This is a genomic window from Streptomyces sp. NPDC031474, from assembly GCF_055581185.1.
Window position 1 is genome coordinate 214,581 of sequence record NZ_JBVIJX010000016.1, and the last position, 19,046, is coordinate 233,626.

General features: G+C 71.4%; 15 protein-coding genes and 1 pseudogene. 7 read left to right on the top strand and 9 right to left on the bottom strand.

Annotated features, from left to right (window positions below):
* Window positions 1–3: 3 nt before the first annotated feature.
* Entirely contained in the window at window positions 4–822 is an 819-nt protein-coding gene (locus tag ACZ5SK_RS32530; protein ID WP_468576774.1) for a lipase family protein, read from the bottom strand.
* Window positions 823–1,481: 659 nt separating this feature from the next.
* Window positions 1,482–2,474 (bottom strand): LacI family DNA-binding transcriptional regulator, encoded by a 993-nt coding sequence (locus tag ACZ5SK_RS32535; RefSeq protein ID WP_443041310.1) that lies wholly within the window; start codon window positions 2,472–2,474, stop codon window positions 1,482–1,484.
* 291 nt (window positions 2,475–2,765) lie between these two features.
* Between ACZ5SK_RS32535 and ACZ5SK_RS32540 the strand changes: the two genes are divergently transcribed.
* The 5 genes from ACZ5SK_RS32540 to ACZ5SK_RS32560 all read left to right on the top strand — a co-directional run bounded on the left by ACZ5SK_RS32540 (window position 2,766) and on the right by ACZ5SK_RS32560 (window position 10,344).
* Window positions 2,766–3,692 carry a carbohydrate ABC transporter permease gene (locus ACZ5SK_RS32540; protein WP_319670690.1) on the top strand — a complete coding sequence of 309 codons (927 nt, stop codon included), beginning with the start codon at window positions 2,766–2,768 and terminating at the stop codon, window positions 3,690–3,692.
* 4 nt (window positions 3,693–3,696) lie between these two features.
* On the top strand, window positions 3,697–4,620 hold the full coding sequence (locus ACZ5SK_RS32545; protein ID WP_334574413.1) for a carbohydrate ABC transporter permease: 924 nt from the start codon (window positions 3,697–3,699) through the stop codon (window positions 4,618–4,620).
* A gap of 87 nt (window positions 4,621–4,707) precedes the next feature.
* Window positions 4,708–6,045, top strand: coding sequence for an ABC transporter substrate-binding protein (locus tag ACZ5SK_RS32550; RefSeq protein WP_334574415.1), 1,338 nt, complete (start codon window positions 4,708–4,710; stop codon window positions 6,043–6,045).
* A gap of 118 nt (window positions 6,046–6,163) precedes the next feature.
* Entirely contained in the window at window positions 6,164–8,206 is a 2,043-nt protein-coding gene (locus ACZ5SK_RS32555; protein ID WP_334574417.1) for a beta-galactosidase, read from the top strand.
* Window positions 8,207–8,316: 110 nt separating this feature from the next.
* Window positions 8,317–10,344, top strand: a complete 2,028-nt coding sequence (locus tag ACZ5SK_RS32560; RefSeq protein ID WP_361703926.1) for an RICIN domain-containing protein — start codon at window positions 8,317–8,319, stop codon at window positions 10,342–10,344.
* Between the two features lie 6 nt (window positions 10,345–10,350).
* Here ACZ5SK_RS32560 and ACZ5SK_RS32565 read toward each other — a convergent pair whose 3' ends face one another.
* Genes ACZ5SK_RS32565 through ACZ5SK_RS32585 form a run of 5 tightly spaced genes read right to left on the bottom strand, consistent with a single transcriptional unit; the run spans window position 10,351 to window position 15,523 of the window.
* Window positions 10,351–11,247: an STM4011 family radical SAM protein gene (locus ACZ5SK_RS32565; protein WP_334574421.1), complete on the bottom strand. Its 897-nt coding sequence runs from the start codon at window positions 11,245–11,247 to the stop codon at window positions 10,351–10,353.
* A 10-nt stretch (window positions 11,248–11,257) separates the two neighbouring features.
* On the bottom strand, window positions 11,258–12,601 hold the full coding sequence (locus tag ACZ5SK_RS32570; protein ID WP_334574423.1) for an STM4012 family radical SAM protein: 1,344 nt from the start codon (window positions 12,599–12,601) through the stop codon (window positions 11,258–11,260).
* On the bottom strand, window positions 12,598–13,425 hold the full coding sequence (locus tag ACZ5SK_RS32575; protein WP_468576780.1) for an STM4013/SEN3800 family hydrolase: 828 nt from the start codon (window positions 13,423–13,425) through the stop codon (window positions 12,598–12,600). Before ACZ5SK_RS32575 ends, ACZ5SK_RS32570 begins: the two co-directional genes overlap by 4 nt.
* Complete coding sequence (locus ACZ5SK_RS32580; protein WP_334574424.1) at window positions 13,422–14,570, bottom strand: STM4014 family protein; 1,149 nt, start codon at window positions 14,568–14,570, stop codon at window positions 13,422–13,424. Before ACZ5SK_RS32580 ends, ACZ5SK_RS32575 begins: the two co-directional genes overlap by 4 nt.
* Window positions 14,567–15,523, bottom strand: a complete 957-nt coding sequence (locus ACZ5SK_RS32585) for an STM4015 family protein (RefSeq protein WP_334574426.1) — start codon at window positions 15,521–15,523, stop codon at window positions 14,567–14,569. The genes ACZ5SK_RS32580 and ACZ5SK_RS32585 overlap by 4 nt, the downstream gene beginning before the upstream one ends.
* Window positions 15,524–15,665: 142 nt before the next feature.
* Between ACZ5SK_RS32585 and ACZ5SK_RS32590 the strand changes: the two are divergent.
* Window positions 15,666–15,788 (top strand): annotated as a pseudogene (locus ACZ5SK_RS32590) (DUF6745 domain-containing protein); the annotation flags it as partial.
* A 55-nt stretch (window positions 15,789–15,843) separates the two neighbouring features.
* Here the strand turns inward: ACZ5SK_RS32590 and ACZ5SK_RS32595 are convergent.
* Entirely contained in the window at window positions 15,844–16,566 is a 723-nt protein-coding gene (locus ACZ5SK_RS32595) for an FAD binding domain-containing protein (RefSeq protein WP_334574428.1), read from the bottom strand.
* Between the two features lie 143 nt (window positions 16,567–16,709).
* On the bottom strand, window positions 16,710–17,822 hold the full coding sequence (locus ACZ5SK_RS32600; protein WP_334574430.1) for a M23 family metallopeptidase: 1,113 nt from the start codon (window positions 17,820–17,822) through the stop codon (window positions 16,710–16,712).
* A gap of 247 nt (window positions 17,823–18,069) precedes the next feature.
* Here ACZ5SK_RS32600 and ACZ5SK_RS32605 point away from each other — a divergent pair, with 247 nt between their 5' ends.
* On the top strand, window positions 18,070–19,044 hold the full coding sequence (locus tag ACZ5SK_RS32605) for an STM4015 family protein (protein ID WP_334574432.1): 975 nt from the start codon (window positions 18,070–18,072) through the stop codon (window positions 19,042–19,044).
* Window positions 19,045–19,046: the final 2 nt, after the last annotated feature.

Consider the following 19,046-nt stretch of genomic DNA (forward strand, 5'->3'; position numbering starts at 1 on the left):
AGGTCAGCCGTCCACGAGACCCGGCAGTCCGCGCAGCACGAGGCCGCCCGTCGCCCGACGGCTGAGGTACCGCTCCGCCGCGTGCGCATCACCGCCGTTGTTCACCTCCGGCTCGTCGTCGCCTCGGATCTGGGGCCACCACGCCCGCAACGGTCCGGCGCAGGCCACCGGATCGCGCAGGTCGCGCACTGCCGCCCACACAGGCACGTCGAGAGCGTGTACGGCGATGCGGTCACGCACCATGCGCAGGCCGAGCGGCGATCCCACGGTCACCAAGGTCGATATTCCGTGCCCGGGATTCTGCCGGAGGTACTCGTAGGCGACGACCGAGCCGAGTGAGTGTCCGACCAGTACCCGGCAGTCGTCGGCCACCGCCTCACGCACGCGAGCGTCGACGGCCGCTTTCAGCTCAGTGTCGGTGAGGTACCGGCGTACCTGCCGTAGAACCCCGATGTACAGCACGGCCGCCGCCGCCCCGAAGCGCCGGTCGAAGGCCCTGAGCAGCTGTTGCAGCGGGCGGGGAACGCGCGTGCACCCCTTGTCCCCGCCGGCGCTCTCGGCCGGGCCCTCCTGCGGATCCATCGCCTCGGACAACCAGGCGCTCACTTCGTCGAGCTCTCCCTCGGCCAGGTCCGCGAGGTCCGGCTGAAGAGACCCGCGCCCGGACTTGAGACGGTCGCCGCCATCGGGCAGGTAGAGGTCGCCGTAGAAAGCGAGATCCAGTTCCGGGCGTTCCACGCGCTGCCCGACGGCGCGCTCCAAACCGTCGGCCAGTGCGGGCTCCCAGGTGCTCAGGAGCTGATGTCGACCACGATGGTGCATACCGATGCCGTGTACACCTGTCAAAGCCGCCATGTCGGCCCTCTCTGCCGCAGAGTCTCCTCAGTGTGGCCGATCGCAGCCGCCCGGGGACCTGATTCCGCACGCAAGCCACCGCCCTGCTCACACGCGCTCCGCGTGATCCTGACCCGCACGGCAGTGACCGGGCGCACTCCGAAGACGCCGCGGGGTGGGGAACGGCGACGGACCCCTTCCGGGGCACCGCCGGGCGGCACATGCGTCACGGTTCCCCGACGCCGTCGCCGAGACGCCGGACGGCACGTACCTCTGCGACGAGGGCAGGCCACGGTGCCGCAGGCACCAGGCCGCCATACCGCCCGAGCCGCTCTCCCCCGGGCTCGCCCGTCCGGCGCGGCAGGTCGGCGCGGTGGGAGCGCGGGGGCCCCGGCGCATCGCCGTACGGCGACCGCGAAGGGCCTGGCGGGCACGTGGACGAGGTCGGTCCGGCGGCCGGGGCGGCACGTCCGGCACGGCGGGCCGGGTCACCGCGGCCACGCCAGGACGGAGCGCGGGCCGGCGACGTCGGGCTCGGCGTCCGGCTGGTCGTCCGGCTCGGTGTGCGCGGCCCGGCGGGGAGGCGACCCGCGCCATGGACGAACGCCCGACGTGTCAGCGGCGACCGCACTCCACCGGAGCGGCCGCTACCGCGCCCCGGACGGTGGTGCCGTGCTGTCCCGCAGTACCAGGCGCGTCGGCACGAGCGTCGTCCCGTGTTCCGAGCCGTCGGGGCGCATCTTGCGCAGTACGGCCTGGACGCAGAGACGGCCCACTTCGGCGAAGTCCTGGTGCAGGGTGGTGAGCGGGGGAAGGAAGGAGCTCGCCTCGGGGATGTCGTCGAAGCCGATGACGCTGACGTCCTCCGGCACCCGGCGGCCGCGTTCGTGCAGGGCGCGCAGCAGGCCCAGGGCCATCTGGTCGTTGGCCGCGAAGACGGCCGTGCACTCCTCGCGGGCGGCGAGGTCGAGGCCGGCCCGGTAGCCGGACTCCGCCGACCAGTCGCCCCTGACGAGGGGCGGTGCGGTGCGGCCTGCCTCGGTGAGGGCGGCCCGCCAGGCGTCCGCGCGGCGCTGCGCGGCGAACGAGCCCTCGGGGCCGCCCAGGTGCCAGACGGTCCGGTGCCCGAGGTCGAGGAGGTGCTGGACGGCGGTGCGGGTGCCGCCGGCCTGGTCGGTGTCGACGACGGTGTAGTGGTCGCCCGCGTCGGAGTCCACGACCACGACCTGGACGTGCGGCGGCAGTTTGACGGTCGCCGCGTCCAGCAGGTGCACCTCCATGATGACGATCACCGCGTCGACGGCCAGTTCCTCCAGCCGGGAGAACGCGCCGCGCACCTCGTCGGTGGTGGGCACGGCCACCGGCAGCAGCGTCACCGCATACCCTTCGGCGGCCGCCGAGGTGGCGATCGCCTCCAGGGTGCGCACGTTGCCGGTGGTGGACAGCGTGAACGTGATGACGCCGATGGTGCGGAACTCACCGCGTTTGAGGGCGCGCGCGGCACTGTTGGGCCGGTAGCCGAGTTCCTGCATGGCCGCGAGCACCTGCTGCCGGGTCTCCTCGTTCACGCCCGCGTAACCGTTGGAGACCCGCGAGACGGTCTGCGAGGACACCCCGGCGAGCCGTGCGACGTCCGCCATGGAGGCCGTGGCCCGGGGGCGTCTCGGCACCTTGGCCGGTGTTCTTTCAGCCATGTCCACTCGGTGTGCCCACCTCTCTGTCGACTCAGGTGTCACGGTCTCCACAGAGGACCCTTGACCATCGTTATCGGGGCAGTGTAGACATGCCGCCATCAGATGTTTACGTAAACATAACAGCTTGCCCAGCCTCTTGCGTGGCCGATGTTTACGCAAACATCATGGTGGCGGTGGGGTGCTCGGAAATCTCCGCGCAACACCGCCGGTTCCAGGACTGGACGAGCGAGGAACGACATGACGACGCTGCAACCGCCGGTGGCCGCCGAGCCGCGGCCGGCACCTCCTCCGGCGAAACGGGACCGCCGCTCCTGGACGGGGTGGGGCTTCATAGGCCCCTTCGTGGCGGTGTTCGCGCTGGTCTTCCTGGCGCCGATCGGATACTCGATCTACCTGAGCCTGTTCCGGGACAAGCTGATCGGCGGCAACCAGTTCGTCGGCCTGGACAACTACACGCAGGCCCTGCAGGACGGCCAGTTCTGGTCGGCCGTCGGCCGGGTGGCGCTCTTCCTGGCGGTCCAGGTGCCGATCATGCTCGGCATCGCCCTGCTGGTGGCGCTGGCGCTGGACAGCGGCCGGCTCTACGGCAAGAGCTTCTTCCGCATCACGATCTTCCTGCCGTACGCCGTGCCCGCCGTGGTCGCCACCCTGATGTGGGGCTTCATGTACGGCACGAAGTACGGCCTGGTGGGCGACATCAACTCCGCGTTCGGCACCACACTGCCCAACCTGCTCTCCCCCGACTGGGTGCTGGCCTCCATCGGCAACATCGTGACCTGGGAGTTCGTCGGGTACAACATGCTGATCTTCTACTCGGCGCTGCGGGTCATCCCGACCTCGCTGTACGAGGCGGCGGAGATCGACGGCGCCGGTCAGTGGCGGATCATCAGCTCGATCAAGCTGCCCGCGATCCGGGGCGCGATCGTCATCGCGACGATCTTCTCGATCATCGGCAGCTTCCAGCTCTTCAACGAGCCGAGCATCCTGCGTCCGCTGGCGTTGAACGCCATCACCACGGACTACACGCCGAACTTCTACACGTACTCGCTGTCCTTCAACGGCCAGCAGCACAACTACTCCGCGACGGTCGCCATCATCATGGGCGTCATCACGATGATCGTCGCCTACGCCGTCCAGCTGCGCGGCATGCGCAAGGGAGCGTGACCCGATGAGCACCTCTGTCACCGCCTCCCCCGCGAAGAGCACCGCGCCCAAGCTGCGGACCCCCCGTAAGAAGCACACCCCGAGCAAGCCGAAGCGCAGTCGGCTGCTGACGGCGCTGATGGCCCTGATGGTCCTCTACACCGTGGTGCCGCTGATCTGGCTGGTCATCAACTCCACGAAGACCCAGGCGGGCCTGGGCGACTCCAACGGCCTGTGGTTCGCCCACGACTTCGCCCTGTGGGACAACATCCGGGACACCTTCACCTACCACGACGGCATCTTCGGCCGCTGGCTGCTGAACACCCTGCTGTACGTGGTGCTCGGTGCGGGCGGCGCGACGCTGCTGGCGGTGCTGGGCGGATACGCGCTGGCGAAGTTCCAGTTCCCCGGCAAGCGTGCGATCTTCGCCGTGGTGATCGGCGCGGTGGCCGTGCCGGGTACGGCGCTGGCGGTGCCGACCTTCCTGATGTTCAGCAAGATGGGGCTCACCGACACCCCGTGGGCGGTGATCATCCCGTCGCTGGTGTCGCCGTTCGGCCTCTACCTGATGTGGGTGTTCGCCGCCGAGGCGATCCCGACCGAGCTGCTGGAGGCGGCCCGGATGGACGGGGCGAGCGAGGTGCGGACCTTCTTCCAGGTCGCGTTGCCGCTGCTGGCCCCGGGGATCGTGACCGTGCTGCTGTTCACCACGGTCGCCACCTGGAACAACTACTTCCTCCCGTTGATCATGCTGAAGGACCCGGACTGGTACCCGCTGACGCTGGGTCTGAGCGCCTGGAGCTCCCAGGCACAGACCATCGGCGGTGACGTGATCTTCAACCTGGTGATCACGGGCTCCCTGCTCACGATTCTTCCGCTGATCGCCGCCTTCCTGTTCCTCCAGAAGTACTGGCAGTCCGGCCTCGCCGCCGGAAGTGTCAAGGAGTGACCCACGGCGGCCCCGAGCCCCACATGTGAGTAACACCGGCATCACCCCCACCCTCACCTGTCCCACCCACGAAGAAGTGGAAGCCCCATGCGCAGAACAACGAGCCGCATCCTGCGCGGCATCGCCCTCGTCTCCACCCTCGCCCTGGGCGTCACCGCCTGCGGCAGCTCGGACGACGACTCCGACACCAAGGCCGTCTCGGCCGGCGACATCCAGTCGGCCCTGGACAAGGGCGGCAGCATCACGGTCTGGGCCTGGGAGCCCACCCTGAAGACCGTCGCCGCCGACTTCCAGAAGAAGTACCCGAAGGTCAAGGTCAACCTGGTCAGCGAGCGGTCCGGCGACAAGCACTACACGGCGCTGTCCAACGCGATATCCGCCGGCAAGGGCGTGCCCGACGTCGCGCAGGTCGAGTACTTCGCCCTGGGCCAGTACGCCCTCACCAAGGGCCTCGCGGACCTGGCCCCGTACGGCGCGGACAAGCTCGCGTCCAAGTACACCGCGGGTCCGTGGAACGCCGTGAGCGACGGCGACAAGGTCTACGGCCTGCCGATGGACTCCGGCCCGATGGCGATGTTCTACAACAAGACGGTCTTCGACAAGTACAAGATCGCCGTCCCGACCACCTGGGACGAGTACGTCGACGCGGCCAGCAAGCTGCACAAGGCCGACCCGAAGGCCTACATCGCCAACGACGCCGGCGACGCGGGCTTCACCACCAGCATGCTGTGGCAGGCCGGTTCCCGTCCGTACAAGGTCGACGGCACCAAGGTGAAGATCGACTTCACGGACGCGGGCGCCAAGAAGTACACCGACACCTGGCAGAAGCTCATCGACCAGAAGCTGCTCGCGCCCATCAACGGCTGGACCGACGACTGGTACAAGGGCCTCGGCGACGGCACCATCGCCACCCTCACCACCGGCGCCTGGATGCCCGCCAACTTCGTGACCGGCGTGGCGGACGCGAAGGGTGACTGGCGCGCGGCCCCCATGCCGGCCTGGACCAAGGGCGACAAGGCGAGCGCTGAGAACGGCGGCAGCTCGCTGACGGTCCCGGCGCTGAGCAAGAACAAGGAACTCGCCTACGCCTTCACCGAGTACGCGAACTCCGGCGCCGGTGTCGCCACCCGGGTCAGCGAGGGCGCCTTCCCCGCCACCAAGGCGGAGCTGCAGTCGCCGTCGTTCCAGAACAAGAAGTTCGACTACTTCGGCGGCCAGGAAGCCAACAAGATCTTCGCCGAGTCCGCCGCGAACGTGGCGAGCGACTGGTCCTACCTCCCGTTCCAGCCGTACGCCAACTCGATCTTCAACGACACGGTCGGCAAGGCCTACGTCTCCGGCACCAAGCTGGCGGACGGTCTGAAGGCCTGGCAGGACGCCTCGATCAAGTACGGCGAGGAGCAGGGCTTCACGATCGAGAAGTAGTCGGGAAGCAGTCGACACGCAGTACGTCGATACGCAGTAAGTCGGTACGCAGTAAAACGCCGGGCGGCGCGGCACCCGGGCCGCGCCGCCCCCGTGCACCACCTTCGGAAGGACCGCCATGATCTCCACCCTCCAGTCCCGCATGCTGCGCGGGTCGGACGGTGACCCCGCTCCGCGTCTGGCCTACGGCGCCGACTACAACCCCGAGCAGTGGCCCCGGGACGTGTGGGACGAGGACATCCGGCTGATGCGGGAGGCCGGCGTCAACGTCGTCTCCGTGGGGATCTTCTCCTGGGCCCGCATCCAGCCGGGCCCGGACACCTGGGACTTCGGCTGGCTCGACGAGGTCATGGACCTGCTGCACGCGGGCGGCATCGGCGTGGACCTGGCCACCGCCACCGCCTCCCCGCCGCCATGGCTCACCACCGCCCACCCGGAGATCCTGCCGGTCACCGCGAACGGCGAGACGCTCTGGCCGGGCGCCCGCCAGCACTGGCGGCCCACGTCTCCGGTCTTCCGCGAGCACGCCCTGCGTCTGGTGCGGAAGATCGCCGACCGGTACAAGGACCATCCGGCCCTGGTCGCCTGGCATGTCTCCAACGAGCTGGGCTGCCACAACATCTACGACTACTCGGACGACGCGGCCCGCGCCTTCCGCGTCTGGCTGCGCGCCCGCTACGGCGCGCTCGACGCCCTCAACCACGCCTGGGGCACGGCGTTCTGGTCGCAGCGCTACAGCGACTGGGAGCAGATCCTGCCGCCGCGGCAGGCCGCCGCGCACCCGAACCCCACCCAGCAGCTGGACTTCAAGCGGTTCTCCTCGGACGTGCTGAAGGACCACCTGGTCGCCGAGCGCGAGATCCTGCGGGAGATCACCCCCCAGATCCCGGTCACCACCAACTTCATGGTGATGGGCGGCACCAAGGGCATGAACTACCCGGACTGGGCGGGCGAGATCGACTTCGTCTCCAACGACCACTACGTCCACCCCGGCCCGCAGGACCGCGACGAGCTGTCCTTCTCCGCGAACCTGGTCAGCGGCATCGCGAGCGGCCGGCCGTGGTTCCTGATGGAGCACTCCACGAGCGCCGTCAACTGGCAGCCCGTCAACGTGGCGAAGCGGCCGGGCGACCTGGCCCGTGACTCGCTGCTGCACGTGGCGCACGGCGCGGACGCGGTGTGCTTCTTCCAGTGGCGGCAGTCGGCGGCCGGCGCCGAGAAGTACCACTCGGCGATGGTCCCGCACGCCGGCGAGGACAGCGACCTGTTCCGCGCCGTGGCCGACCTGGGCGCCCAGCTCAAGGCCCTTGCCCCGGTGGCGGGTTCGGAGCGCGAGGCGGCGGCCGTCGGCATCCTCTACGACTGGGAGTCGTGGTGGGCGAGCGAGCAGGACTCGCACCCCACCGCCCTGCTGGACTACCGGCAGGAGGCGCTCGACTGGTACTCGGCGCTGCTCGCCCTGGGCGTGCGCGCCGACCTCGTCACCACCCGCTCCGAGCTCTCCCGTCACCAGGTGCTCATCGCGCCGGTCCTGCACGTCGTCCCCGCCGAGCTCGCCAAGGAGCTGACGCGCTACGCCGAGCAGGGCGGCCACCTCGTCACCACGTACTTCTCCGGGGTCGTCGACGAGAACGACCACATCTGGCTCGGCGGCTACCCGGGCGCGCTGCGCGACCTGCTCGGCATCCGCATCGAGGAGTTCGCTCCGCTGCTCGCCGGGGAGAGCGTGGAGTTGGACGACGCCACCTCGGGCAGCCTGTGGACCGACCGGATCACGGTCGCCGACCCGGACACCGCCGTGCTGGCCCGTTACGCCTCCGGGGTGCACACCGGCCGCCCGGCGATCACCCGCCGCACGACGGGCGCCGGTTCCGCGTCGTACGTCTCCACCCGCCTCGGCGTCGACGGGCTGCGCTCGCTGCTGCCCAGGCTGCTGGAGCCGGCCGGGGTGAGCAGCGAACTCCCCGCCGGCCTCCGGGGGCAGGTCGAGCTGACCGTGCGCCGGGGCGCCGCGGAACGGTTCCTGTTCCTGGTCAACCGGACCGACGAGACGGTCCCGGTGACCGGCGTCGAGGGCGAGGTCCTCGTCGGCGAGCACACGGACGGCGCGCTGGTCCTCGGTCCCCGCGCGGTCGCCGTACTGCGCCAGGCCGCCCTGTAGAGAACCCACGACTCCCCGGCACGACCTGACCCGTGCCGGGGGCCATCCCCTCCTGCCCGCGCGGGCAGGAGGGGCCCACCACAGCGACCGCACCGCAGTTGGGAGCACAGATGGCACGCCGTACCCGCAGCAGACGGTCCCTCGGGGCCGCCGCACTCACCGCGCTGGCCACCGGGGCCGCGCTTCTCAGCGTCCCCGTACAGGCGCACGCCGAGGCCGCCGTCACCGTGACGCCGGACCCGTCGTACCACCAGCAGAAGTTCGAGGGCTGGGGCACCAGTCTGGTCTGGTTCGCCAACGCCACCGGCGACTACCCGCCGGCGATCCGCGAGAAGCTCGCGAAGCTGCTCTTCGGCGACGACGGCCTGGCGCTGAACATCGCCCGCTACAACATCGGCGGCGGCAACGCGCCGGACGTGAAGGACTACCTGCGGCCCGGCGGCGCGGTCGAGGGCTGGTGGAAGGCGCCCGCGGGCACCACCCGTGAGGACACCGACTGGTGGAGCGCGGACGACCCGGCCGACTGGAACAACAACGCCGACGCCACCCAGCGCTGGTGGGTGGATCGCATCAAGAACGACATCGACCACTGGGAGACGTTCAGCAACTCCCCGCCGTGGTTCATGACCAACAGCGGCTATGTCTCCGGCGGGTTCAACGCCAACACCGACCAGTTGAAGACCGACTCGGTCGACGACTTCGCCGCCTATCTGGCGGGTGCGACGAAGCGGCTGGAGAAGGCCGAGGGCATCAAGGTCGACACGATCGAGCCGTTCAACGAGCCCAACACCGGCTACTGGGGCACCCGGCTCGACGCGAACGGCCAGCCTGTCGGCGGCCGTCAGGAGGGCGCGCACATCGGCCCCGAGCTCCAGCAGAAGGTGCTTGCCGCGCTGCCGCCCGCGCTGAAGAAGGCCAAGGTCAAGGCCGAGATCGCGGCGATGGACGAGACCAACCCGTCCATCTTCGCGACGAACTGGAACTCCTACTCGCAAGCCTCCAAGGACGTCGTCGGCCAGATGAACGTCCACACCTACGGCACCGGGCAGCGCACCACCGTGCGCGACCTCGCCAAGGCCGCCGACAAGCCGCTGTGGATGAGCGAGGTCGAGGGCGACTGGGGTGACGGGCAGAGCTTCACGGACATGCGGCCGGGCCTCGGGCTCGCCCAGCAGATGGTGAACGACCTGCGCGAACTGGAGCCCACCGCCTGGGTGTTCTGGCAGCCGGTCGAGGACTACGACAACATGAAGCCGGGCGGCGAGTCCGCCAAGGGCGGCAACTGGGGCGAGGTCCAGCTGCCGTTCAGCTGCACCAAGACGGACACCCTGCAGTCGTGCCCGATCTACACCAACACCAAGTTCGACACGGCCCGTAACTTCACGCACTTCATCAAGCCCGGCGACAAGCTGATCAAGGTGGACGACACGTCCAGCGCCGCCGCCGTGACCAAGGACGGCAAGGGCGCCTCGCTCGTCCACGTCAACTCCACCACCGCGGCCCGCACGGTCACCATCGACCTGTCCAAGTTCCGCACGATCAAGGGCAACGCGACCGTGACACCGACCGTGACCAGCGCCGACGGCAAGCTCAAGCAGCAGGCTCCGGTCAAGGTCGTCGACGGCAAGGCCACGTACACCGTCCCCGCCCAGTCCGTGACCTCCTTCGCCATCAAGGGCGTCTCGGGCGTCGCGAAGAACGCGGGCCTGTTCAGCAAGGGCCACTCCTACACGCTGACCGGCGTGCAGAGCGGCAAGGCGGTGACCGTCGCCGCCAACGGAACGAACCTGGTCATCGGCTCGGCGAACGGCACCACCGCGCAGCAGTGGCAGCTGGACGCCCGCTACGGCAGGACCGGCGCCCGCCAGCACTACGTCTTCGCGAACCCGGCCGAGGGCAAGCGCCTCGCCGTCCGCGACAACGTGCCGGTGGTGGAGCCCGACACCGGCGAGCGGGACCCTGCCACCGAGTGGATCATGTCGACCACCGGTGACAGCACATGGACCCTGGTCAACGTGGCCACCGGGCGACTCCTCGAAGTCGGCGGTCAGGCGACCAACGAGGGTGCCGCCGTCACCACATGGCAGGCGAACTCCGGTTCCAACCAGCGCTGGAGGGTCACTGACGTGACGCCGTAGCGCCCGCTAGTCCGCTGTCTCCGCCCGCATCGCGATCGTCGTGATGCGGGCGGAGTGCTGTGGTGCCGCCGGGACGCGCTCCAGGACTCCGCCCGCGAAGACGTCGTACAGCGGGAGCGTCTCCAGATGCACATAGCCGATGTGGCAGTCGCAGACGGCGAGCGGGCAGGGGCGCGGGCGCAGGGCGGCCCGGTACGAGCCGTCGTAGAGGTTGCCGAGTTCGGCGCGGACGAAGTGACAGCGGCGGACGGTGCCGTCGCCGTCGACCGAGATCACGGACTCGCCGGTGCGGCAGGGCAGTCCGGCGCTGCGGTGCGGGTGACGGCTGTACGGGAAGAGCGGGTCGAGCACGGTCCAGTCGTCGGCTTCGGCGTCCCCGTAGGAGTGGCCCTCGGCGGCGTTGATCCACAGGTAGACGTGCTCGGGCAGATCCGCGCGCAGACGGCGGGCCGCTTCGAGGTGCTCGGGCAGGCCGACGACGCCGACGCTGAAGCGGATGCCCCGGTCCGTCAGATCACGGCACTTGGCGAGGAAGCGGCCGTAGGGGGTCTGCCCCGGGTGGTAGGTGCACCACAGGGCCAGGGTGTCGGGGTCGGCCTCGGCGAGCCAGTCGGTGCGGCAGCTGAGGTTGGTCTGGACGGCGACCCGGCGGATGTGCGGGAGGTGGGAGAGCTCGGCGAGGGTGCGCCGGTACCAGGAGCGGACCAGGGCCTCGCCCCACGGGGTGAACAGGAGCGACAGCCGGTCGTCGGTCCGGGCGGCCGCCCATGCGGCGAACCGGTCCAGGGCCGCGCGGTCGGCACGCAGTTGGGCGGTGCTGTCGCGTCGCTTGGCGAACGGGCAGTAGGGGCAGTCGTAGTCGCAGGAGGAGAGCGGGCCGCGGTAGAGGAGGGTCAGGTCCATGGCGGCCGCCTCACTTCCGCTCGTAGGCGGCCATGGCGGCGCGGACGGCCGGGGAGAACAGTTCGGGGCCGATGGCGTCGGAGTGGGCGAGGCCCTCCGGGGTGAGCCGCAGGGTGCCCGGGTCGCTGTCGGTCAGCCAGCCTCGGTCGGCGAAGCGGGCGAGTTCGGTGCCGAAGTCGTCGGCGGGGGCGCTGCCGAAGCGGCCGCGGTAGTCGTCGACGGTGAGGCCGTCGGCCTGTAGGAGCGACTGAAGGAAGTGGCGGCGGCGCGCCTCGTGGCGGTTCATGGGGTGGCCGGCCTCGGCGCGGGTGAAGTCGGCCGTGGCCACGTAGTCGTCGATGATGCCCCGGATCCGGTGCATGCCGACGGCGTAGTCGAAGGAGTAGTGCAGTGCGGCCGTGTAGGAGCGGGCGCCGCAGCCGAGGCCGATCATGCCGTCGGTCTGGCAGGCGTAGTCGTCGGCGCCCTGGGGCGGGGCGTCGGTGCGGCGGAACATGCGCATGGAGTGCTGGGTGTAGCCGTGCGCGAGGAGGTGGTCGCGGCCTGCGCGGTACAGGCGCAGCCGCTGCTCGTCCCAGGCGGGATCGGGGCCGGTGCCGCGTCTGTCCAGGCCGGTGAGGGGGCGGACGTAGAGCGGGTAGAGGTAGAGCTCCTCGGGCCGCCAGGCCAGGGCCGCGTCCAGGGAGTGCAGCCAGGTCTGTTCGGTCTGGCCGTCGATGCCGTAGATCAGGTCTATGTTGAGGACCGGGATGCGGGCGTCGCGGACACGGGCGAGGGCCGCTTCGACGTCGGCGCGGCGCTGCGGGCGTACGGCGGCGCGGGCCTCGGAGTCGACGAAGCTCTGCACACCGAGGCTCAGCCGGGTGGCGCCCCGGTCGGCCAGGACGGCGAGGCGGTCGGCGGTGGCCGTCGCCGGCGAGGCCTCGACGGACAGCGGGACCGCGCGGAGGTCGGCGCCCATGCGGTGCTCGGCGATGTCGCAGAGGCGGTCCAGCTCGGCGGCGGTGAGGAAGGTGGGGGTGCCGCCGCCGAAGGCCGCCGTGGCGAACCGGACGTCGTCCGTCTCCCCCAACGCCTCCCGCACGGCGCTCGCCTGCCGCTCCAGGGCGTCCAGGTAGGCGCCGGTGAGGCCGTCGGGGGCGCCGATGCGAGTGAAGAGGTTGCAGAAGCCGCAGCGGACCTCGCAGAACGGTATGTGCAGGTAGAGGGAGAGGGCGTCCTTGGGCTCGGCCGCCCAGAGGTCCCGCAGCAGCGGACGGTCCGGCAGTTCGCGGTAGGCGGTCTTGTGGGGGTAGGCGTAGACGTAGTGCTGGTACGGGCTGGTGCGGACGGCCGGTTCGGCGGTGGTGGTCATCGGGCGGCCTCCGTCGGACGGGGTGCGGGGTCGAGGAAGAAGTGGGCGTACGGCACGGTCCACACGCACTCGTGGCCGAGGCGGTGGCCGGTGTAGCCGTCGTCGCCGTAGGCGGTGCCGTGGTCGGAGCAGACGATGGCGAAGCAGCGGCGGCGGCTGCTCGCGGCGGCGAACAGCCGGCCGATGTGCCGGTCCACGTACTCCAGCGCGGCGGCGTGCGTCTCGCGGCTGTCGCCGGCCTCACGGGTCGCGCCGGGCAGATGGAACCAGCTCGGCTGGTGCAGGGCGGACACGTTGACGAAGAGGAACAGCCGCTGTTCGTCCGGGAGTCGGCGTACGACCTGCTCGGCGCGGGCGATCTGGTTCTCGAAGGAGTGGGGCGAGGTGACGCCGAACTCCGTCGCCCAGTGGGACTCGTGGAAGAGGCCGGGCAGCACCGAGCCCAGCGGTCCCTGCTTGTTGAAGAAGCCCACTCCCCCGATGCACACGGTGTGGTAGCCGTCCTCGGCCAGGCCGGTGACGAGGTCGGGGGTGTCGTAGACGTAGGTGCCGTCGGCGGTGGTCTCGCTGCCGGCGAAGCTCGCCGCGAACAGCCGCGGATGCGGTCCGGGAGCGGCCGGGGTGGGCAGGAAGCCGGCGAAGATCGCCTGGTGGGAGGCGTAGGTGAAGCTGCCCGGGGCGTGCCGCTTCTCCCATCGGCCGCCAGGGAGGTGGCGGGCCAGGTTCGGGATGCGGCCGGCCGCCGCCAGCTCGGCGGCCACGTCGTGGCGCAGGGTGTCGAGCGTGACGAGGAGGAGGTCGTGGCTGCCCACGATCTCGTTCATGTCCGGCTCAGGCATTCAGTGTTCCTGTTCTGGGTCGGGCTGCTGTGCTGGGCGCGGTCACGCAGGACCGCGGCCACCTGGGCGGCGTAGGTGTCGAGGCCCTCGGCGCCGCTGCCGGGCAGGCCGGTGAGGCGGGGCAGCAGGTCGCCGAAGGCGTTGACCTCGCCGACCGCCGCTCTGCGCCAGCCGACGGCCGGCAGCAGATCGACGCCGACGCACAGGGTGCGCGGAAAGCAGGCCGCGGCCTGCTCGCACACGCCCAGCAGGTCGGCCCAGCGGGCGCCCGCCGCCTCGACGGCCGCCCGGGCGGCGTCCAGGTCGCCGCGTCGGCCGCCGAGGTGGAGGTTGGTCAGGGGCGAGCGGCTGGTGCGGACCACCGCGTGGGTGGCGCGGCCGGCCACCACGACGACCCTGAGGTCGGCGGCCCGGCCGTCCTGGGAGGCCTTCGGCAGCCAGCGTTCGAGGTGCAGGCCGTCCGGGGCGAGCGCGTCGACGATGGCCGCGATGTCGTGTTCGCGGTCGTAGCGGCTGACTCTGAGGGAGTTGTACAGGCGGCCGTCCGGGGCGAGTTCGACCGAGGTGGTGGCCCGGATGCGGCCGCCGCCGCCCGACTCGACGGCGAGGACGCCCGACGCGGACGATCCGTGCGCGGGTTTGACGAACAGCCGGTGCATCCGGTGCTCGCGCATCAGCGCCCGTACGTCGTCCCAGCCGCGCACCGGAGCGGCCGACGGGCCCGAGGTGGGCGATTGGGGGACGGGGACGCCCGCCGCGTCCAGGACCGCGTGGCAGCGCCGCTTGTCGAACAGCACGGCGAGGTCGTCCGGGTCGTCGAGGCGGATGCCGCCTCGGAGGCCGCCCAGCAGGGCGCTGAAGCGGGCGTACCAGCGGGCGGATCCCTCGACCCGGGTGGGGTCGTCGGTGCCGCGGAGCAGGCGGTCGATCTCGGCGTTCTCCCCCGGGGAGTCGATGCGGACGATCTCGTCGGCGGCGAAGTCGGCTCCCCCGTCGCGCACGACGTCCGTCCAGGCGACGACGCGCGGGCCGGGCAGGCCGGCCGCGCGCACCGCGTCGCCGAAGAGGGTGACGCGCCGGTTCTCGGGGTTGCCGACGACCGCGAAGCGCGACCCGGGAAGCGTCTTCACTCGCCCACGGCGACGTAGCGCCACACCGTGCCGTCGTCCGCCGTGTACTCGTCGGCGTCGCCGGCGTCGAGGTCCACCTCGACGCCGGCGGGCTCCAGGGTCTGCCGGATCCGGTCCTCGAACGGCTTGGTCAGGTAGTGGTGGTGCAGGTCGAGCTTGGTGAGGTGGGTGAGCGGCCGGCCGCCGAGCAGGGCTGCGGCCCCCGCGTCGGTGAGGATGCCCATGGACAGGTCCAGCACCTCCAGTCGGTCGACCATGGGCGCGGAGGCGACGGCGGCGGCGACGGCGTCCTGCGTCTCGCTGTTGCGCAGGGCGAGGTGACGCACCTTCGGCAGGCGGGCGCCGGACAGGATCGGCTCGAGGTCGGCGACCTCGCTGTCGCCGCCGTAGTTGGGGGTGCCGAGCCACAGGTCGAGGTGCTCCAACGCCGGCAGGTCGCTGCCGCCGACCCCGCGCACGACCTCCGCGGGCAGTCCGCCGGTCTCCAGAACGAGCTTGCGCAGCGCGCCGTGGGTGACGGCGGGGAAGCGCAGCCCGGATCCGCCGCGCACGCCGAACTCCTCCAGCTCGGGGAAAGCGGCCAGGAGGGGGGTGACGTCGGTCTGGTTGATCCAGGAGATCTCGCACTCCTCCCCCACCATGTCGCCGAGGAACACGGCCCGCAGCGCGGGGAAGCGGTCCCGGGCGGCCGTCAGCGCCTCGATGACGGCGGAGGGTTCTTCCTCGTACGCCTCCTCCCAGGCGCCGACGATCAGGGCCTTCACACGGGTGGTGTCGACGGCGGCGCAGAACCGGGCGAACGCGTCGGTCCAGCTCTCGCCGGAGTCGTAGACGTCGCTGCTGATCCGCCAGGCGACCGAGTCCGGCTCGACCGGGCGGGGCTTGTGCTCGACGCCGGGGAACGTGTAGGCGGGCAGCCCGTACAGCGCGTCGAGGTGGTGGCCGATGGTCATACGGCGCTCCTGAGGAGAAAAAGTGTGCGGTCCGTGATGTGTCCGCAGTTCTACCAACAGGCACTGACAACACCCCTCGCCGGGGCCTCGGTTCGGGGCCGGTTCGGCCCGCTACGGGGCGGCCCGGCGCCGGCCCACCCCGACCGGTTTCGCCTGGCAGGCGTGGCGTGGCATGGCGGTGCCGGCCGACTTCCTGCCGGAGCTGCCGGCCCTCTCCCCGGAGCGGATCCGCGCCGAGGAGAACGCCGAACCGCGCCGGGTCATGCCGGCTGCGGGCGCCCGTGCGGCAGACGTGAGCCGGAGGGTGCTGTGGGTGGGCCTCAGATGCCGGCGGCGCGGGCCAGCACGTCGGCGACCTCGTCTCGGACAGCATCGCGGGCCGTGGCGGGCAGGGCGCCCAGGTCCGTGCCCGCCAGGGTCTCGAGGACCTGGGCGGCGTCGGTGTCGTACGGCACGCTCTCGCTGAGCACCTCGTAGCCGTCGCGCACCGCCACGCGCAGGCGGCCGGGGCCGTTGCCGTCGGCGTGCACCGCGGCGGCGACGACGAGGGGCGGCGGGCCGCCCGCCGCGCCCTCCAGCTTGCGATAGCCGCTGGCCAGGGGCGTGCGCCAGCGCAGGGCGAGCAGCACATGACGCTTCGCCAACAGCTCGGTCAGGTCGGTCTCGTTCACGCCCTCGGGTTCCAGGACGACGGCCTTGGCGTCGAGGACGAGGGCGGCCGGGAGCAGACAGCGCAGGGTGCTGCCGACGATGTTGCCGCCGACCGTGGCCGCCCGGCGCACCGCGCCCGTGCCCACGCCGGAGGCCGCCCGGTGCAGTACGTCGGGCACGGTCGCGTCGACCTGGTGCAGTAGGACGGCCCCGCCGAGTTCCTCGGGGCCGACCGTGTTGGCCTCCGGCAGATTGCGCAGCGACACGGCCTGTTCGGGGAAGCCGTCGCGCTGCCAGCCGGCCCACACCAGTGTGGCGCCGCCCACCGGTACCGCTCCCTCGGCCAGACACCGCTGTGCTTCGGATATCGAGGAGGGAAGACGCAACTGCACGACAACCGACCTGCCTTCCCTGGAGGTTCGGGAGGAGGACCCGGTCACTCCCCCGCATGATCAATGGCAGAACGGATTCTGCCCAGGCGCGCGGGGGCGCATACAGGGCTCATGACTGCACCGCGTCGAGCCCCAGGGCCCTTTCAGCCGTTCAGGGCCAGCCAGGGCTGCGGGTCGGTGTAGGAGCCGTCGTAGATGACCTCGAAGTGCAGGTGGGGGCCGGTGGACAGGCCGGTGGAGCCGACCCTTCCGATCGGGGTTCCGGTCCGCACGGTCTGTCCGGCGGTGACCTCGATGGCCGACAGATGGCTGTACGTCGTCTCCAGGCGTTTGCCGTCGATGGCGCCGTGGTCGACGACGACGCGGTTGCCGTATGCCTTGGTCATGGCCGCGAACACGACCCGGCCGTCGCGGGCCGCGGAGACCTGGGCTCCCTGCGGGGCGCCGAAGTCGACGCCGGTGTGGAGTTTGGTGACGCCGGTGAGCGGGTGCCGGCGCGATCCGTACGGGGAGGTGATGGTGAGGGTGGTCACGGGTGGGGCCAGGATCGCGTTCGCCTGTCCGCCGCCGCTGAAGTCCTCCCGGTCGAACGCCTCGTACCGGGTGAACAGGGCTTTCACCTCGGTGAGGTAGGTCTGTGCCGCGGCGGGCACCCGCCCGGCCGCGGCCACCGCGTCCGTGCCGACGGCGTAGGCGGCGAGGGTGAGGTCCACGAGTTCGCCGACGACGGTCCCGTCGGTCCTGAGGTCCGTGATCTTCCCGGCGAGGGAGCAGTCCTGCCGGCCCAGGGCCATGATGGCGTCGGCCGGATCGTGTGGCGAGGAGCTGCCGTTGCCGTCGTCGTCCTTGCCCCAGGTCCGCCAACCGGCGGCCGTGAACGCGGCGATGCCCTGTGCGTCGGATGTCGTGGCGCTGTCGTTGTTCCAGCCGGACAGCTGGTCGATCTGGGCGGCGAGGAGGGAGGGGGTGACGACCGTGCAGGCTTCGGCCGCCTTGCGCAGCCAGGGCCCGTACGTCTCGTCGATGCCGTCGGCTGCGGGCTGCTCCGAGCTGTCGCCGGGCGTCCAGTCCGCGGGGAGACCGCCGGTCAGGACAAGGAATCCGGCCACCACCGACAGGGTGACCAGGCCCGGCAGCACCAGCAGGGTGAAGGGGCCGGGACCGCGCCGGCGGGGCCGGGGCGCGGGCGGCTGCGGTGGGGGCGGGGTCGCGGGTTCGCCGGCCGGGCGGGTCTCGAGGGCTTGCTCGTCGCTCACGCGGTGAGCTCCGGACGGTCCGTCACAAGCCGGTCCGGGAAGGTGCTGGTGTTCACGGCCGGAGGTTAGCCCGCCGGGCGGCGGAGGTCACCGGACGCGGGGGCAGAGCTGCTGTCCGCGAGGGCAGACCTGGCCGCCGGCGGGCGGTCGGCGGACCGATCCTGTCAGAGGGCCTTGATAGAACAGGCGGCGCACGGGCCGGAAACCTCCTGTCGCCGGCCGCCGTCCCGCACGGAAGGCTCCTGCCATGGCCCTGGGCCATCTCTCCGAACTGCACGGCCTGCCGGTGTTCGACTTCCCGCTCCCCGGCGAGGGCCCCGCGACCCTGCCGGAGCCGGGAGCCGTCGCCTGGCGGCTCTCCCGGCGCGGCGAGGGGGTGTTCGAGGAGGACTACGCCGAATGCTGGGATCGTTTCCTCGACACCGTGGACCCGGCCGGCGTGCGGGCGCTGGTCCTCGGCGCGGGCGCCTACGGTACCGAGCACGACGCCGCCGACCCTGGTGAGACCGCCGCACGGCTCGCCGCGGCGGCGGACCGGCTGACAGGTCTTCGGGCCCTCTACCTCGCCGACCTCGAATTCGAGGAGGCCGAGCTCTCGTGGATCGTCCAGGCCGACGTCAGCCCGTTCCTCGCCGCCTACCCCGGCCTTGAGGAGCTCGCCGTGCGCGGTTCGGGGGGCGGCTTCAGCGGCGAGCCGGGGCTGGAGTTCACGCCGTTGCGCCACGAGTCGCTGCGCGTCCTGCGTTTCGAGAACGGCGGGCTGCCCGCCCAGGTGGTGCACGGCCTCGCCGCCTCCGACCTGCCCGCCCTCGAGCACCTGGACCTGTGGCTGGGCGACGAGTCGTACGGCCGCAGCACCACGGTGGCCGACCTCGCGCCGATCCTGGACGGCTCCCGGCTGCCCGCGCTGCGCCGGCTGGGCCTGCAGAACGCGGACATCCAGGACGAGATCGCCGCCGCCGTGGCCTCCGCGCCCGTCGTCGCCCGTCTCACGGCCCTGCACCTGGGCCTCGGCACGCTCGGCGACGCGGGAGCCGAGGCCCTGCTGTCCGGCCGGCCCCTGCTGCATCTGCGGGAGCTGGACCTGCACCACCACTATCTGACGGACGCCATGATGGAACGGGTGCGGCAGGCCCTGGAGCCCCACGGGGTGGCGGTCGACCTCTCCGAGCAGGAGCGGGAGTACGCGGCCGGGGGACGGTACGTGTCCGCCGGCGAGTGAGC

Bases quoted from the DNA above. Each gene is read 5' to 3' on its own strand.
- ACZ5SK_RS32565 (WP_334574421.1), bottom strand. From the start codon at position 11,247: ATGGACCTGACCCTCCTCTACCGCGGCCCGCTCTCCTCCTGCGACTAC.
- ACZ5SK_RS32540 (WP_319670690.1), top strand. From the start codon at position 2,766: ATGACGACGCTGCAACCGCCGGTGGCCGCCGAGCCGCGGCCGGCACCT.
- ACZ5SK_RS32575 (WP_468576780.1), bottom strand. From the start codon at position 13,425: ATGAACGAGATCGTGGGCAGCCACGACCTCCTCCTCGTCACGCTCGAC.
- ACZ5SK_RS32570 (WP_334574423.1), bottom strand. From the start codon at position 12,601: ATGACCACCACCGCCGAACCGGCCGTCCGCACCAGCCCGTACCAGCAC.
- ACZ5SK_RS32535 (WP_443041310.1), bottom strand. From the start codon at position 2,474: ATGGCGGACGTCGCACGGCTCGCCGGGGTGTCCTCGCAGACCGTCTCG.
- ACZ5SK_RS32530 (WP_468576774.1), bottom strand. From the start codon at position 822: ATGCACCATCGTGGTCGACATCAGCTCCTGAGCACCTGGGAGCCCGCA.
- ACZ5SK_RS32560 (WP_361703926.1), top strand. From the start codon at position 8,317: ATGGCACGCCGTACCCGCAGCAGACGGTCCCTCGGGGCCGCCGCACTC.
- ACZ5SK_RS32545 (WP_334574413.1), top strand. From the start codon at position 3,697: ATGAGCACCTCTGTCACCGCCTCCCCCGCGAAGAGCACCGCGCCCAAG.
- ACZ5SK_RS32585 (WP_334574426.1), bottom strand. From the start codon at position 15,523: ATGACCATCGGCCACCACCTCGACGCGCTGTACGGGCTGCCCGCCTAC.
- ACZ5SK_RS32550 (WP_334574415.1), top strand. From the start codon at position 4,708: ATGCGCAGAACAACGAGCCGCATCCTGCGCGGCATCGCCCTCGTCTCC.
- ACZ5SK_RS32555 (WP_334574417.1), top strand. From the start codon at position 6,164: ATGATCTCCACCCTCCAGTCCCGCATGCTGCGCGGGTCGGACGGTGAC.
- ACZ5SK_RS32605 (WP_334574432.1), top strand. From the start codon at position 18,070: ATGGCCCTGGGCCATCTCTCCGAACTGCACGGCCTGCCGGTGTTCGAC.